Source organism: Streptomyces sp. NPDC044064 (assembly GCF_056434245.1).
Window position 1 is genome coordinate 187,546 of record NZ_JBWKFN010000004.1, and the last position, 14,449, is coordinate 201,994.

General features: G+C 71.7%; 14 protein-coding genes. 8 read left to right on the forward strand and 6 right to left on the reverse strand.

Annotation, left to right across the window (positions count from 1 at the left end; translation table 11 throughout):
- Positions 1 to 199 precede the first annotated feature (199 nt).
- From paaA to AC07DS_RS08565, 6 genes are all read left to right on the forward strand, one after another.
- Entirely contained in the window at positions 200 to 1,201 is a 1,002-nt protein-coding gene (gene paaA, locus AC07DS_RS08540) for a 1,2-phenylacetyl-CoA epoxidase subunit PaaA (protein ID WP_479143737.1), read from the forward strand.
- Positions 1,198 to 1,485: a 1,2-phenylacetyl-CoA epoxidase subunit PaaB gene (paaB, locus tag AC07DS_RS08545; RefSeq protein ID WP_145879076.1), complete on the forward strand. Its 288-nt coding sequence runs from the start codon at positions 1,198 to 1,200 to the stop codon at positions 1,483 to 1,485. The genes paaA and paaB overlap by 4 nt, the downstream gene beginning before the upstream one ends.
- Complete coding sequence (gene paaC, locus AC07DS_RS08550) at positions 1,482 to 2,201, forward strand: 1,2-phenylacetyl-CoA epoxidase subunit PaaC (RefSeq protein WP_479143738.1); 720 nt, start codon at positions 1,482 to 1,484, stop codon at positions 2,199 to 2,201. Before paaB ends, paaC begins: the two co-directional genes overlap by 4 nt.
- Positions 2,195 to 2,722 carry a 1,2-phenylacetyl-CoA epoxidase subunit PaaD gene (gene paaD, locus AC07DS_RS08555; protein ID WP_479143739.1) on the forward strand — a complete coding sequence of 176 codons (528 nt, stop codon included), beginning with the start codon at positions 2,195 to 2,197 and terminating at the stop codon, positions 2,720 to 2,722. The genes paaC and paaD overlap by 7 nt, the downstream gene beginning before the upstream one ends.
- Positions 2,722 to 3,786, forward strand: a complete 1,065-nt coding sequence (locus AC07DS_RS08560; protein ID WP_479143740.1) for a 2Fe-2S iron-sulfur cluster-binding protein — start codon at positions 2,722 to 2,724, stop codon at positions 3,784 to 3,786. The genes paaD and AC07DS_RS08560 overlap by 1 nt, the downstream gene beginning before the upstream one ends.
- 124 nt (positions 3,787 to 3,910) lie before the next feature.
- Positions 3,911 to 5,044, forward strand: a complete 1,134-nt coding sequence (locus AC07DS_RS08565; protein ID WP_479143741.1) for an acyl-CoA dehydrogenase family protein — start codon at positions 3,911 to 3,913, stop codon at positions 5,042 to 5,044.
- Positions 5,045 to 5,062: 18 nt separating this feature from the next.
- Here AC07DS_RS08565 and AC07DS_RS08570 read toward each other — a convergent pair whose 3' ends face one another.
- The 4 genes from AC07DS_RS08570 to AC07DS_RS08585 are packed head-to-tail and all read right to left on the reverse strand — an operon-like array spanning position 5,063 to position 8,254.
- Positions 5,063 to 5,392, reverse strand: coding sequence for a rhodanese-like domain-containing protein (locus AC07DS_RS08570; protein ID WP_479143930.1), 330 nt, complete (start codon positions 5,390 to 5,392; stop codon positions 5,063 to 5,065).
- Positions 5,393 to 5,441: 49 nt separating this feature from the next.
- Positions 5,442 to 6,254, reverse strand: coding sequence for a hypothetical protein (locus AC07DS_RS08575; RefSeq protein ID WP_479143742.1), 813 nt, complete (start codon positions 6,252 to 6,254; stop codon positions 5,442 to 5,444).
- 49 nt (positions 6,255 to 6,303) lie between these two features.
- Positions 6,304 to 6,780 carry a hypothetical protein gene (locus AC07DS_RS08580; RefSeq protein WP_145879064.1) on the reverse strand — a complete coding sequence of 159 codons (477 nt, stop codon included), beginning with the start codon at positions 6,778 to 6,780 and terminating at the stop codon, positions 6,304 to 6,306.
- A gap of 40 nt (positions 6,781 to 6,820) precedes the next feature.
- A complete protein-coding gene (locus AC07DS_RS08585; protein WP_479143743.1) occupies positions 6,821 to 8,254 on the reverse strand; it encodes a DUF2252 domain-containing protein in 1,434 nt (477 codons plus the stop codon).
- Positions 8,255 to 8,445: 191 nt separating this feature from the next.
- Here AC07DS_RS08585 and AC07DS_RS08590 point away from each other — a divergent pair, with 191 nt between their 5' ends.
- Entirely contained in the window at positions 8,446 to 9,126 is a 681-nt protein-coding gene (locus AC07DS_RS08590) for an NAD(P)H-dependent oxidoreductase (RefSeq protein ID WP_479143744.1), read from the forward strand.
- Between the two features lie 276 nt (positions 9,127 to 9,402).
- Here AC07DS_RS08590 and AC07DS_RS08595 read toward each other — a convergent pair whose 3' ends face one another.
- Positions 9,403 to 10,311, reverse strand: a complete 909-nt coding sequence (locus AC07DS_RS08595; protein WP_479143745.1) for a helix-turn-helix transcriptional regulator — start codon at positions 10,309 to 10,311, stop codon at positions 9,403 to 9,405.
- Positions 10,312 to 10,652: 341 nt separating this feature from the next.
- Between AC07DS_RS08595 and AC07DS_RS08600 the strand changes: the two genes are divergently transcribed.
- Positions 10,653 to 12,101: an MFS transporter gene (locus AC07DS_RS08600; protein WP_479143746.1), complete on the forward strand. Its 1,449-nt coding sequence runs from the start codon at positions 10,653 to 10,655 to the stop codon at positions 12,099 to 12,101.
- A gap of 821 nt (positions 12,102 to 12,922) precedes the next feature.
- On the opposite strand, the gene AC07DS_RS08605 is transcribed toward AC07DS_RS08600, so the two are convergent.
- On the reverse strand, positions 12,923 to 14,413 hold the full coding sequence (locus AC07DS_RS08605) for a hypothetical protein (protein ID WP_479143747.1): 1,491 nt from the start codon (positions 14,411 to 14,413) through the stop codon (positions 12,923 to 12,925).
- Positions 14,414 to 14,449: the final 36 nt, after the last annotated feature.

Here is a 14,449-nt window from a genome sequence, read left to right on the forward strand (position 1 = left end):
CGTCCGGCGCAGCCCCAGGTACGGGCCGGTTCAGTGGCTCTCGCCACGCCGTGCCGCCGACCCGCGGTTATCCACAGGTGGCGCGCAAGGTTTTCCACAGCGGTTGACACCCGCAGCGGCCCGGCACACCATTGATTGCGCACGGACCGAACGATCGGTCGGGACATGTTCCAGGAAAGCCCGAGGTCAGGGGGAAGGCATGGCCACAGCAGCCGCGCACCGCACGGACGCGGACGGCGCACGGACCACCGCCGGCGACACGGCGGAGTTCGAGCGCGCCTTCGACGCGGCCGTGGCCGCCGACGAGCGCATCGAGCCCCGCGACTGGATGCCCGAGGCCTACCGCGCGACTCTGGTCAGGCAGATCGCCCAGCACGCGCACTCCGAGATCATCGGCATGCAGCCGGAGGCCAACTGGATCACCCGCGCGCCCAGCCTGCGCCGCAAGGCGATCCTGATGGCCAAGGTCCAGGACGAGGCCGGCCACGGCCTGTACCTGTACAGCGCGGCCGAGACCCTCGGCACCGGCCGTGACGAGCTGCTCGACAAGTTGCACAGCGGCCGCCAGAAGTACTCCTCGATCTTCAACTACCCCACCCTGACCTGGGCCGACGTCGGTGCGATCGGCTGGCTGGTGGACGGCGCCGCGATCACCAACCAGGTCCCCCTGTGCCGCTGCTCCTACGGCCCGTACGCGCGCGCCATGGTGCGGATCTGCAAGGAGGAGTCCTTCCACCAGCGCCAGGGGTACGAGCTGCTGCTGGCCCTCAGCAAGGGCACCGAGGAGCAGCACGCGATGGCGCAGGACGCGGTGGACCGCTGGTGGTGGCCCTCGCTGATGATGTTCGGCCCGCCCGACGACGAGTCGCAGCACTCCGCGCAGTCCATGGAGTGGAAGATCAAGCGCCACTCGAACGACGAGCTGCGCCAGCGCTTCGTCGACATCTGTGTCCCACAGGCCGAATCCCTGGGCCTGACCCTCCCCGACCCGGACCTGCGGTGGAACGAGGAGCGGGGGCACCACGACTTCGGCGCGATCGACTGGACCGAGTTCTGGGACGTCCTCAAGGGCAACGGCCCCTGCAACGAGCAGCGGATCACCCAGCGCAGAAACGCCCACGCCGAGGGCGCGTGGGTAAGGGAAGCGGCCGCCGCCTACGCGGCCAAGCACACTGGTGAGACGGGAGCGAAGCAGGCATGACCAACACCGACTGGCCCCTGTGGGAGGTCTTCGTGCGCTCCAGGCGCGGCCTCTCCCACACCCACGCCGGCAGCCTGCACGCACCGGACGCGGAGCTGGCCCTGCGCAACGCCCGCGACCTGTACACCCGGCGCGGCGAGGGCGTCTCGATCTGGGTCGTCCCGGCGGCCGCCGTCACCGCGTCCTCGCCCGACGAGAAGGACCCGTTCTTCGAGCCGGCCGCGGACAAGCCGTACCGGCACCCGACCTTCTACGAGATCCCGGAAGGGGTGAAGCACCTGTGACCGCGACCGTCACCGCGACCGCCGCCCTCGCCCTCGGCGACGACGCCCTGGTGCTCTCCCACCGCCTGGGGGAGTGGGCCGGGCACGCCCCCGTCCTGGAGGAGGAGGTCGCCCTCGCCAACATCGCCCTCGACCTGCTCGGCCAGGCCCGTGTGCTGCTCTCGACGGCCGGCGACGAGGACGAGCTGGCCTACCTGCGCGAGGAGCGTTCCTTCCGCAACCTCCAGCTGGTCGAGCAGCCCAACGGCGACTTCGCGCACACCATCGCCCGCCAGCTGTACTTCTCCACCTACCAGCAGCTGCTCTACACCGAACTGGCCGCGACCGACGGCCCCTTCGCACCGCTGGCCGCGAAGGCTGTCAAGGAGGTCGCCTACCACCGCGACCACGCCGAGCTGTGGACGCTGCGGCTCGGCGACGGCACCGAGACGAGCCGGGAGCGGATGCAGCGGGCCTGCGAGGCGCTGTGGCGGTTCACCGGGGAGATGTTCCAGCCGGTGGACGGCCTGGACGCCGACTGGGCGGGCATGGAGGCCCAGTGGCTCCGGTCCATGACGGACGTCCTCGGCCGGGCCACCCTGACCGTCCCCGAGGGGCCGCGCACCGGAGCATGGGCGGCGGGCGCCGGCCGGCAGGGCCTGCACACCGAGTCGTTCGGGCGGATGCTCGCCGAGATGCAGCACCTGCACCGCAGCCACCCGGGGGCGTCATGGTGATCGCCACCGCTGTGGAGGCGGAGCTGCTGGAGCTGGCCGGCTCGGTGCCCGACCCCGAGCTGCCCGTGCTCACGCTCCAGGAGCTGGGCGTGCTGCGCGCGGTGCACATCAGCGGCCCGGACTCGGTCGAGGTCGACCTGACCCCGACCTACACCGGCTGCCCCGCCGTCGAGGCGATGAGCGTGGACATCGAGCGGGTGCTGCGCGCCCATGGCGTGCGCGACGTCACCGTCCGCACGGTGCTCACCCCCGCCTGGTCGACCGACGACATCACCTCCGAAGGCCGCCGCAAACTCCAGGAGTTCGGCATCGCTCCCCCGCGCGTGCGCCATGACTCCGGACCGGTGACGCTGACCCTGGGCGCGACCCGCACCCTCACCGAGGACACCGACCCGGTGCGCTGCCCGCACTGCGGATCCGCGGAGACCGAGCTGCTGAGCCGGTTCTCCTCCACCGCCTGCAAGGCGCTGCGCCGCTGCCTGTCCTGCCGTGAACCGTTCGACCACTTCAAGGAGCTGTGATGGCACGCTTCCACCCGCTCCCGGTGGCCGCGGTCGACCGGCTCACCGACGACTCCGTCGCGCTCACCCTCACCGTCCCGCCCGAGCTGCGCGAGGAGTACCGGCACGCACCGGGCCAGCACCTCGCCCTGCGGCGGTGTGAGGACGGCGTCGAGATACGGCGGACGTACTCGATCTGCTCCCCGGCTCCCGACCCGGCCGGCGAGGGCCCGGCCACGCTGCGGGTGGGCGTGCGGCTGGTCGAGGGCGGCGCGTTCTCGACGTACGCGCTCAAGGAGGTGAACGTCGGCGACGAGCTGGAGGTGATGACCCCGGCCGGACGCTTCACCCTCGAACCGGCACCGGGCCTGTACGCGGCGATCGTCGGCGGCAGCGGCATCACCCCCGTGCTGTCGATCGTCTCCACGCTGCTGGCGCGTGAGCCCGAGGCCCGGTTCTGCCTGATCCGCAGTGACCGCACGGCCGCGTCGACGATGTTCCTGGAGGAGGCCGCCGATCTGAAGGACCGCTATCCGGAGCGGCTGCAGCTGGTGACCGTGCTCTCCCGCGAGGAGCAGCAGGCCGGCCTGCCCTCCGGCCGGCTCGACCGGGAGCGGCTGGCGGGGCTGCTGCCGGCACTGCTGCCGGTGGACCGGGTGGCCGGATGGTTCCTGTGCGGGCCGTTCGGGCTGGTCGAGGGAGCTGAGAAGGCGCTGCGCGAGCTGGGCGTGGACCGGGCCCGCATCCACCAGGAGATCTTCCACGTGGACGCGGGGGCGGCCCCGGCGGCCGGTGTGCCGGTACCCGCGCACAGCACCGTCACCGCCCGGCTCGACGGACGCGGCGGCACCTGGCCGGTCCAGGACGGCGAGTCCCTGCTTGAGACGGTGCTGCGCAACCGGTCCGACGCGCCCTACGCCTGCAAGGGCGGGGTGTGCGGAACCTGCCGGGCGTTCCTGGTCTCGGGCGAGGTACGCATGGACCGCAACTTCGCGCTGGAGGCGGAGGAGACGGACGCCGGATATGTGCTGGCCTGCCAGTCGCATCCGGTCACGGAGAAGGTGGAGCTGGACTTCGACCGCTGAGGCGTGCCCCGGAGGCGGCTCCCTCCCCGTTCCCTTCTTCTAGAACCTGTTCTATCTTGACGACCCGTCAGGCGAATGCGTCGGACGAACCGTCAGATGACCGGATCCGCCGGGAGGACAGGCCGTGGACTTCACCTTCAGCGAGGAGCAGTTGGCGGCGGCCGAGGCGGCGCGGGGGGTGTTCGCCGGGGTGGTGCCGGACGCGGTGCCCAGTCCGGCGCTCACCACCGGCGCCGTGGCCGAGGGCTTCGACCGGGCGCTATGGTCCCGGCTGGCCGGCGCGGACCTGACCGGCCTGCTGCTGGACGAGCGGTACGGCGGGGCAGGGCTCGACGCCATCGCGCTGTGCCTGGTGCTGCGCGAGTCCGCCGGGGTGCTCGCCCGGGTGCCGCTCCTGGAGCACAGCGCAGCCGCCGCGGTCGTACAGGCCTACGGAGCCAAGGAGTTGGGAGAGCGGCTGCTGGCCCGGGCGGGACGTGGTGAGCTGGTACTGACCGTCGCCGCGCACGGCCGCACCGGACATGATCCGGCGGGGCTCGCCGTCACCGCGCGGCGCGACGGGCCGGACTGGGTGCTGGACGGGGTGCAGACGGCGGTGCCGTGGGCGTACGACGCGGACCTGGCCCTCGTGCCGGCGCACACCGACGCCGACCGGACCGTGCTCGCGGTGGTGCCGTGCACGCAGGACGGGCTGGTGCTCGCGGAGCAGTTCTCCACCAGCGGGGAGCGGCTGGCCGAGCTGCGGCTGCGGTCCGTGCGGGTCGGGGCGGGTGACGTCATCGAGGCCGACGGTGCCTGGGAGTGGCTGCACGCGCTGCTGGCCACCGGCACCTGTGCCCTGGCCCTCGGTCTGGGCGAGCGCGTGCTGAGGATGACCGGGGAGTACACCGGCAAGCGGGAACAGTTCGGCCATCCGATCGCGACCTTCCAGGCGGTCGCCGTCCAGGCCGCCGACCGGTACATCGATCTGCGCGCCATGGAGGCCACCCTGTGGCAGGCGGCCTGGCGGATCGCCTCGGGAGCACCAGGGGCACTGCCCGCCGCCGGAGACGTCGCCGTGGCGAAGATCTGGGCGGCCGAGGGCGTGCGCCGCGTGGTGCAGACGGCGCAGCACCTGCACGGCGGGTTCGGCGCGGACACCGACTACCCGCTGCACCGGTACCACGCCTGGGCCAAGCAGCTGGAGCTGGCGCTGGGCCCGGCGGCGGCGTACGAGGAGACGCTCGGGGACCTGCTGGCGGCCCACCAGCTCAGCTGACAGCGCCCGCCGAGAAGGTCAGACGACCACGCCGGGTGCCCCGGCGTCGGTGACCACCGGGCGGCCCATGGCCTCCCAGACCTGCATGCCGCCGGCCACGTTCACGGCGTCGACGCCCTGCTGGCCCAGGTACATCGCGACCTGGGCGGAGCGGCCGCCGGAGCGGCAGATCACGTGGACGCGGCCGTCCTGCGGGGCGGCCTCGGTCAGCTCTCCGTAGCGGGCGACGAACTCGCTCATGGGGATGTGCAGCGCCCCCGCGGCGTGGCCCGCCTCCCACTCCTCGTCCTCGCGGACGTCCAGCAGGAAGTCGTCGTCCTTGAGGTCCGTGACCTCGACCGTGGGCACCGCAGCTCCAAAACTCATGTCCCCGACGCTACCCGACCGCCGCCGGGGTTCACTCCTGCCCCTGCAGGCCCGCCAGCGTGGACTCCCGCTGCTCGATGTCGGCGCGGAGGCGGGTGGCGATCTCTTCGAGGAGGGCGTCGGGGTCGTCGGGGGCCAGGCGCAGCATGCCGGCGATCGCGCCGTCCTCGAGCTCGCGGGCGATCAGCGTGAGCATCTCCTTGCGCTGGGTGAGCCACTCCAGGCGGGCGTACAGCTCCTCGGCGGGGCTGGGGCGCCGCTCCGGCGGCACGGGGCCCGCCGCCCACTCCGCGGCCAGTTCGGCGAGGAGGATCTCGTCGCCGCGGGCGTAGGCGGCGTTGACGCGGGTGATGAACTCCTCGCGCCGCTGGCGCTCCGCTTCCTCCTGGGCGAGGTCGGGGTGGGCCTTGCGGGCGAGGTCGCGGTAGAGCTTGCGGGCCTCTTCGCTGGGCCGCACCCGCTCGGGGGGCCGCACCGCCTGGCCGGTGAGCATGGCGGCGGCCTCCGGGAACAGGCCGTTGCCGTCCATCCAGCCGTGCAGCAGTTCCTCGACGCCGGGGATGGGCATCACCTGGGCGCGGGCCTCCTCGGCCCGGCGGATGTCCTCGGGGTCGCCGGTGCGGGCGGCCTTCGCCTCGGCGATCAGCGCGTCCAGCTCCTCGATGCGGGAGTAGAGCGGGCCGAGCCTCTGTTCGTGCAGCCGGGAGAAGTTCTCAACCTCGACGCGGTACGTCTCCACGGCGATCTCGTACTCGATCAACGCCTGCTCGGCGGCCCGCACGGCCTGTTCCAGCCGTTCCTCGGGCCGCGGTGCCTGGGACTGCTCAGCTTCCGGGGTCGTCACCCGACCAGCGTAGGCCACGGCCGAAACCCGTCGCCGTAGACGCCCCGGCTCAGCCTGCCGGTGGCGCGTCCGGGCAGTCGGCCGGCACCCACTCGGCCTCCAGGTCCCGGCAGGCGACCACGAGCGTGCCGGGCCGGCAGGCCAGCTCGTGGGTGCAGCCGCCGGGGTGCGGCAGGATTTCGTCGAGGATCACGTCGCCGAGGGAGGCGGGGTCGCAGACGCCCAGGACGTCCGACTGGAAGCGGGAGACTCCGGTGTAGCGGACGAGGAGGTCCTCGTCGTGCTTGAAGCAGTTGTGCCGGAAGCGGATCTCGACGTCCCCGTCCCGGGTGCGGCGCACCCGCTCGGGCCGGAGGTCCTTCACGCAGCGCTTGCCGCCGAAGTCGTAGTGCCCGGGGTCGGTGGCGAACGCGCGGGCGCCCGGCGGCAGTTCGGCCGCGAGTGCGGGCAGCCGGTCGAGGTAGGGCCGGGGGTCGATGAACCCCGGGTACCCGTCCTCGTCGTCGGTCAGCTCGACGTACCTCACCTCACCACCACCTCGGCCCTCCCCTTCCCCGTCCCCGCCGTCACACGCCGGTCTCGGCCGCGATCCGCCCCGACCGCACCGCCGCCAGCAGTTCGGCGTGGTCCGCCTCGGTACGGTCGGCGTAGGCGACGGCGAAGTCGGCCATCGCCTCGTCCAGCTCCTCGTTCTTGCCGCAGTAGCCGGCGATCAGGCGCGGGTCGGCACTGTGGGCGTGGGCGCGGGCCAGCAGGGCGCCGGTCATCCGGCCGTAGTCGTCGACCTGGTCGGCGGCGAGCGCGGCCGGGTCGACACTGCCCTTGCGGTTGCGGAACTGGCGCACCTGGTAGGGCCGACCGTCGACCGTCGTCCAGCCGAGCAGGATGTCGCTGACCACCTGCATCCGCTTCTGGCCGAGCACCACCCGGCGTCCCTCGTGCTCCACCGGCGCCGCCTCGAAGCCCGCCGTGGCCAGGTGCGCGACCAGTGCGGACGGGCGGGCCTCCTTCACCTGGAGCACCAGCGGCTGCCCACGGTGGTCCAGCAGGAGCACCACGTACGACCGGGTGCCCACGCTGCCGGTGCCGACGACCCGGAAGGCGACGTCGTGCACCGCGTGCCGGGCCAGCAGGGGGAGCCGGTCCTCGGAGAGCGTCGCCACGTACGGCTCCAGGGCCATGGCCACCGCGGCCGCCTCGGCGTCCGGGATCCGGCGCAGCACCGGCGGTGCGTCGACGAAGCGGCGTCCGCCGTCGGCCACCTCCTCGGTCGACTTCGCCGCGAACCGGCCGCTGGTGTTGGCCCGTGCCTTCTCGGAGACGCGCTCCAGGGTGCCGAGCAGGTCGTGGGCGTCGGTGTGGGAGACCAGTTCCTCGTCCGCGATGGCGTTCCAGGCGTCCAGCACCGACAGCTTGGCCAGCAGCCGCATGGTGCGCCGGTAGGCGCCTGCCGCGTCGTTGGCCGCCTTGCGGCAGGTGTCCTCGTCGGCGCCCGCCTCGCGCCCGGCCAGCACCAGCGAGGCGGCGAGCCGCTTCAGGTCCCACTCCCAGGGGCCGTGCACGGTCTCGTCGAAGTCGTTGAGGTCGATGACCAGGCCGCCGCGGGCGTCGCCGTACAGGCCGAAGTTGGCCGCGTGCGCGTCGCCGCATATCTGGGCGCCGATCCGGGTCATGGGGGTGCGCGCCAGGTCGTGGGCCATGAGTCCGGCCGAGCCGCGCAGGAAGGCGAACGGTGTGGCAGCCATCCGGCCCACGCGTATCGGCGTCAGTTCGGGGATGCGGCCGGCGTTGGACTCCTCGACCGCGGTGACCGCGTCCGGGCGGGCGCCGTCCAGGTCGAGGGTGCGGTGTGCGCTGCGCGGCACGCTCGCCCGCAGTGCCTTGCCCTCCTCCTTGGGCGAGCCCTGGGGCGGCCACTCGGCGAACCCGCGCATCCGGGGCAGCCGGGGTGCCGCCGCCTGCTCGGCCGATTCCGCCACTCCCGCACCGCTCTCGGTCACCGCGACCGCCTCCCCCGAAGACACCACACGCGCACTCGCACGCGGATCAGCTCGAACATCAACTCGTGCAGACGGTACAACCGGTGGCCGAAACGCGTCACACCCTGTGGACAAGTAAGCGCCTGTGGAGAGCCCCGTAACCCTCCGCCCTCACGGATTGACGTATCGCGGTACGTCGATATGATCTTGGCATGCCGACCTTCGATGCCGCTCCCACCGCCCTGATCGTTCACGCCCATCCCGAGCCCCAGTCGTTCAGCACCGCCCAGATGACCGTCGCCGCCCAGGCCCTCCGTGACGCCGGCTACAAGGTCGACATCCTCGACCTCTACGCCGACGCCTGGGCCCCGGTCCTCGCCCGCGAGGAGTTCGCCCCGGTGGAAGGCTCGTTCAAGCCGCAGGCGGAGCAGATGCGCGCGGTCCAGGACGGCACGCTCGACGCGGCCGTCAAGGACCAGCTCGACCGGTTGCTGGCCGCCGATCTTCTGGTGCTGTCGTTCCCTCTGTGGTGGTTCTCGCTGCCGGCCATCCTCAAGGGGTGGATCGACCGGGTCTTCGTGATGGGCGCCCTCTTCGGCGGGGACCACGGGTTCTTCGGCGACGCCGCACTCGCCGGCAAGCGCGCGATGCTGCTGTTCACGACGGGCGGCTCCACCGAGGCGTTCCGGCCCGGCGGTGCCTTCGGCGCGGTGGACGACTTCCTGTACCACATCCACCGCGGGATGCTGGAGTTCGTCGGCTACCAGATCCTCGACCCGGTGGTCACCTATGGACCGGCCCACCTGACCGACGAGGAGAGGGCAGCGGCGCTGGAGGCGGTCTCGAAGTCCGTCACGCTCACCGCGGCGGCTCTCACGCCCACGGTCGGCTGACGCCGCCGACGGCCGGGAACCCGGGACATCTCGCCTCGCGATGCGCCGCTGCCCGCTGCCCACTGAGGGCGAACGCCGTTCGATCGAGCACCGCCGGACCCGCCGGCCGATCGCCCGGACGGCGGGTCCGGCACGGCCGCCCCGATCGAGAAGCAGGTGGTTCCCGCCCGTCGACTGCGCTGCAACTGCGCTGCGCCCGCAGGCGTCTCGCCCGCACCGGGCGCCCGATGGAGTCCCTGCCCGCCGGTGCGGCTCAGCGCCCGAGCAGGGCCGGCATCACCGTACCGCCGGTGCGGTGATGCGGCGCCGTGCCGCCGCCGCGTCCTGTGCCACCGGAGCCGTCGCGCTGCCCAGGAGCCGCAGCGCCGCCTCCGACGGCGAGCCGGGCTCGGCCGTGTAGGCGATCAGTCGCTGGCCCGAGGTGCCGGGGATGACGAGGTTCTCGAAGCTGAGTTCCATCGCGCCGACCAGCGGGTGGCGCAGGTGCTTCACTCCCGAGGTGCAGGTGCGCACCGGGTGCCGGGCCCAACGGGAGGCGAACTCGTCACAGTTCATGGTGAGTTGCCCGACAAGCTCGGCCAGGGAGCGGTCGTCGGGGTGACGGCCGGCGATCAAACGCAGCGAAGCCACGGCGAGTTGTGCCTGGTCGTCCCAGTTCGCGTACAACGCCTTGTACGCCTCGTCCAGGAAGAGCATCCGGGTCAGGTTGGGGCGGGTGGCGGGTGTGTCAGGGCTCTCGGGCGCCAGGTGTCCGGCGAGCAGCGCGTGGCCCAGCCGGTTCCATGCGAGGACGTCGTTGCGCCGGTCCATGACGATGGCCGGTACGTCGGTCATGGCCTGCAGCAACTGCCGGGCCGAGGCGCTGGCGTGCGCCACCCGGGGCGGGGCGGGGCGGGACGACGCGGTGACGGGGCGGGCGAGGGCCTTCAGGTGGGCCGTCTCGTCCTCGGTGAGGCGCAGGGTGCGCGCGATCGCCTCCAGCAAGCCGTCGGAGACGCTGGTGGCACGGCCCTGTTCGAGGCGGGTGTAGTGGGTGATGCTGACGTTGGCGAGCGTCGCCAGCTCCTCGCGGCGCAGCCCGGTGACGCGGCGGCGGGTCGGGTGCGGGGTGATGCCGACTTCCTCCGGCCGCAGCGCGGCGCGGCGCGACTTGAGGAAGTCTCCCAGCTCGGACGACGCGTCCATTCATGCCTCCAGGTCGGCGGAGTGCGACGGGCTGTGGCCCCTGACTGCCCATCATGCACGCCGGTCCCGGAGGGCGGGAGCGATAAGGGGGGTGCTGTGATGACTACCCTCGCACAGACCGGCAAAGTGCGCCGGGCCGTGGCCGCTGACCTCCCATGATGCCTGCCGGTACCGCCGGCCGGGAGCCGTAAGGGTGGTCCTTCGATGACTACCCTCGCACTGGCTGTGCAAGGCAGGGTTCTGGCTGGGAATCCGGACGCCGACGAGCCTTTTCCTCAACCGCGTGTGACGCGACCGAGCGCGCCGCGTGTCAGGAACGATGAGGAAAGGGACTCGACGTCATGTCTGTCACTGATACGGAGGCGACCGGTACCGCGTCCGGCTCTGCCGTCGACACGGCACCAGCCGTGCTCACCCCCCGGCTCCGGCTGGTGCTGGTACTGCTGCTCGCAACGCAGTTCATGCTGGCCGTGGACTTCGCCATCCTGAACGTGGCGCTGCCCGTGATCGGTGGGGACCTCGGCTTCTCGCTGGCGCACCTGCAGTGGATCGCCACCTCGTTCGCGCTGTGCGCGGCGGGCTTCACCCTGCTCTTCGGCCGGGTCGCGGACCTGTTCGGCCGCCGCCGGCTGTTCCTCGGCGGCCTCGTCGTCCTGGGCGCGGCCTCGCTCATGGGCGGGCTGGCGCAGAACCCGGAGATGCTGATCACGGCCCGCGTCTTCCAGGGACTGGCCACCGCGGCCGTGACCCCTGCCGCGCTGTCGCTGATGACCACCTCGTTCCCGGAGGGCCCGCTGCGCCAGAAGGCGCTCGGCCTCAACGGGGCACTGATGTCCAGCGGATTCACCACCGGCGCCATCCTCGGCGGCGTGCTGACCGACCTGCTGTCGTGGCGCTGGGCGTTCTTCATCAACGTGCCCGTCGCCATCGCCGTGCTGTTCATCGCCCCGACGGTGATCAAGGAGTCCCGGCCCGACGAGCGCCCCAAGCTGGACCTGCCCGGCGCCATCTGCGTCACGCTCGGCCTGCTGGCCATCATCTTCGGGCTCACCCAGGCCGGCGAGAAGGGCTGGGGCTCGGCGGAGACCCTGCTGTCGCTGGCGGCGGGCGTGGTGCTGCTGGTGGTGTTCTACGCCGTCGAGAGCAAGGTGTCCGCTCCGCTGGTGCCGCTCAGTGTGCTGCGCAAGCGGTCGGTGGCCTGGGGCAACGTCGCCGGTCTGATCGCGTTCCTCACGGAGTGCTCCCTGGTCTTCCCGCTGACCCTCTACCTGCAGGACGTCCTCGGCTTCTCCGCGCTCACCGCCGGCCTGTCCTTCGGCGTTCTCGGCCTGGGAACGGTCACCGGCGGCATCACGGCCCCGAAGGTCATCGGGAAGATCGGCAGCAAGCAGACGCTGATCGTGGGCGGCATCCTGCAGACCGTGTTCACCGCGGCCCTGCTCGGCCTCGGCGACGACCGCTCGTGGATGTGGCTGATGCTGGTCGCCAGCTTCATCGGCGGTGTCGGCAACATGCTCGTCATCGTGGGCTTCATGGTCACCGCCACCTCGGGGCTCGCCGACCACGAGCAGGGCCTGGCCACCGGCCTCGCCACCATGACCCAGCAGGTCGGCATCACGATGGGCACGCCGATCATGAGCGCCGTCGTCACCGCTGCCATGGTCGGCACCGGAACCTCGGCCATGCTCGGCGGTCTGAAGGTCGCGATCGGGGTGAACGCCGCCATCGTGCTCCTCGGTCTCCTCACCAGCGCCCTGTTCCTGCGCAGCGACCGGGCGACCGCGCAGTAACGCAGCAACTCAGTGACACGGAGGGCAGTACGAACCTCCAGGTACTCGACGCCGGGACGCACCGCGTCCCGGCACGGGTATGCCGGGCCCGGCCCGAACCCGCACGACCAGCCGTTCCCCCGACGAACGGTCCGCGCCACCGGTGATCACCTTCCACCGGTGGCCGTCGCGCGCCGCGGTCCGGTACGCGGATGAACAAGAGGAACCCGGAGCTCTCCGGAGGGCCCGGATGCCCGGATCCTCCACGCGCTGTCGGCCGAGGCGATCCCGACCGCAGGCGGGGCCGCGCAGGTGCCGGGGGGAGAGACGATGTGCGGCCGGCGGGGGGGCCGTCGTGTTCGTCGCGGGCGCGGGCACGGCCGCCCGATGCCACGAGCCCCGGGCGAAGGCGCCGCGTCCCGGTCCGGGCCCTGCTGGTCGGCCTCCACCTGGCATGCGCCACCACCGGCGGATCGGCGGTCTTCCTCGAACGCACCACCGGGGTCCTCGGCCGGGTCGTCCCCGAACCGGCCCGCGTCCCTCCTCGGGGTGGCCGGCGTCCCCGCCGCCTGGACCGCGCACGCCTCTGCGCACGCCTTCGAGAGCTTCCACGCCTGCCCGTGCTCGCTCGCGCTCCACCGTCCCCGCCGCGCTCACGCCGATGGACGCCTCGCCGCCGTCGGAGAACCGCCGCCTGGACAACAAAAAGGACCCCCGTCCCATCCCTCCATCCAGGAGGGGCGGGACGGGGGCGACCGCCGCGAACGGCACCGCGTCAGCCGGCTGAGCCACCTGCGCCTGCGGCGCGAGGCTCAGTCACAGCCCTTGGTGGAACTGCGAGTTCACGCCGAGAAGGGGAACACGAACTTCTCGAACAGCTCGGTCTCCCCCGCGTCGGCACCGCGCATCCGCAGGGCGTAGCTGACCAGGGCATGGTCGATCATCGAGATCCGATCGCCCTCTTCCTCGGCGTCTTCGGACAGGTTGTCGACGAACCAGGCGATGGCCGAGCTGCCGTCGTAGCGGTCCCGGGGAGCGAACATCAGCTCCGCGGCACCGATCTCTCCGAGAATGTTGAGTACGTAGCTGACCGGGAACGCGCGGTTCGCCCGGTTGTCGTCGATGCGGTTCTCCCAGTCGCCGGTGCGGTCCAGATCGGGGAACGAGTCGGCCATGCGCACCAGCGCCTCGTCCGGAATCAGATCCATCCGGCCGGTCATCATCGACAGCTCGATGATGTAGGGATAGGCGTTGCCCCTGGGTGAGAAGTTCTCGCCGGGGTCGACGATGTCCAGGACCGCCGCGACGTCCTCCATGAAGGTGTCCAGGTCGGGCAGCTCCTCCTTCAGGCGCCCCAGGTTGTGCAAGGCCATGACGTAGTACTGCGACATGTGGACGCGGGTGGTCCAGGGGATCCGGCCCATCAGGTTCCTGGCCTCGGCCAGGGCGTCGATCGGCCGTGTCAGATGCTCCGCCCTGCCGCACATGGCGACGGCGTTGAGCATCGTCAGCAGCGGGTAGACCTTCAGCCACGGGATCGGCATGGGGTTGGGGAAGGCCGGCCAGTTCCCCACCTCGTCGGCCCGCGTCAGGTACTCGAGGACCTCCGCCATGTAGTCGCGGTCGCCGTCGAAGATGTACTCGGTGTAGCCGAGCAGCGCGATCACGGACATCAGCATTCCGCCCACTCGCCCGCAGAAGTAGGGGATGGGGAAGTGCTCCAGCAGGTTCAGCGCCTCGATGATGTGGTTCCGCTCAGCGGTGACCAGGCGGTCCCGCAGACCCAGCTGTCCCATGGCGAGGAAGACCGTGCAGCAGGCGGACACCCGCTCGTACTCTCCGTGCCGCCCCTGGTTGTCGTCCGGGATCTGGTCCGGAGCGATCTCGTCGAGCATGCCGAGCACTTCGGCGGGGAAGTCCACATCGTCGTTGACCAGCAGCGACAGGTCGAGTTCGAGCTTGGCGAAGGCGTCCATGAGAATGCTGCCGGCCGTGGCCCGATAGTAGGGGTTGGGCACGGCTCGGACGGCTTCCAGCAGCGGCCCGACGGCCGGTTCCATCCAGGCGCGGTCGCGGCCGGGATCGGCGGCCTTCAGCGTGAAGTCCGCCATTTCGCGGCAGAACAGGGTGTAGCCGTCGGACGGCGCCACCTTCTTCGCCAGGTTGTCGAAGGTGTCGCGGATGTGTCCGGCGACAGCCGGGTCATAGGCGATGGGGTACTGGCCGAGGCCGATACCGCGGAGCATCCGGCTCCACGGGGTCGCGATCATCCGCGATTCATTGGACATGTCGCTCAGCCCGGAGATGGGAAGCGAGCGCGGGACGGGGTTCATGAATTCATTCCTCCGGGGACGGTCGTACGGGTGGGA

Excerpts from the sequence above, each read along its gene's own strand:
- paaA (WP_479143737.1), top strand. The coding sequence starts at position 200 with ATGGCCACAGCAGCCGCGCACCGCACGGACGCGGACGGCGCACGGACC.
- paaB (WP_145879076.1), top strand. The coding sequence starts at position 1,198 with ATGACCAACACCGACTGGCCCCTGTGGGAGGTCTTCGTGCGCTCCAGG.
- paaD (WP_479143739.1), top strand. The coding sequence starts at position 2,195 with ATGGTGATCGCCACCGCTGTGGAGGCGGAGCTGCTGGAGCTGGCCGGC.
- AC07DS_RS08560 (WP_479143740.1), top strand. The coding sequence starts at position 2,722 with ATGGCACGCTTCCACCCGCTCCCGGTGGCCGCGGTCGACCGGCTCACC.
- AC07DS_RS08590 (WP_479143744.1), top strand. The coding sequence starts at position 8,446 with ATGCCGACCTTCGATGCCGCTCCCACCGCCCTGATCGTTCACGCCCAT.
- AC07DS_RS08595 (WP_479143745.1), bottom strand. The coding sequence starts at position 10,311 with ATGGACGCGTCGTCCGAGCTGGGAGACTTCCTCAAGTCGCGCCGCGCC.
- AC07DS_RS08600 (WP_479143746.1), top strand. The coding sequence starts at position 10,653 with ATGTCTGTCACTGATACGGAGGCGACCGGTACCGCGTCCGGCTCTGCC.
- AC07DS_RS08605 (WP_479143747.1), bottom strand. The coding sequence starts at position 14,413 with ATGAACCCCGTCCCGCGCTCGCTTCCCATCTCCGGGCTGAGCGACATG.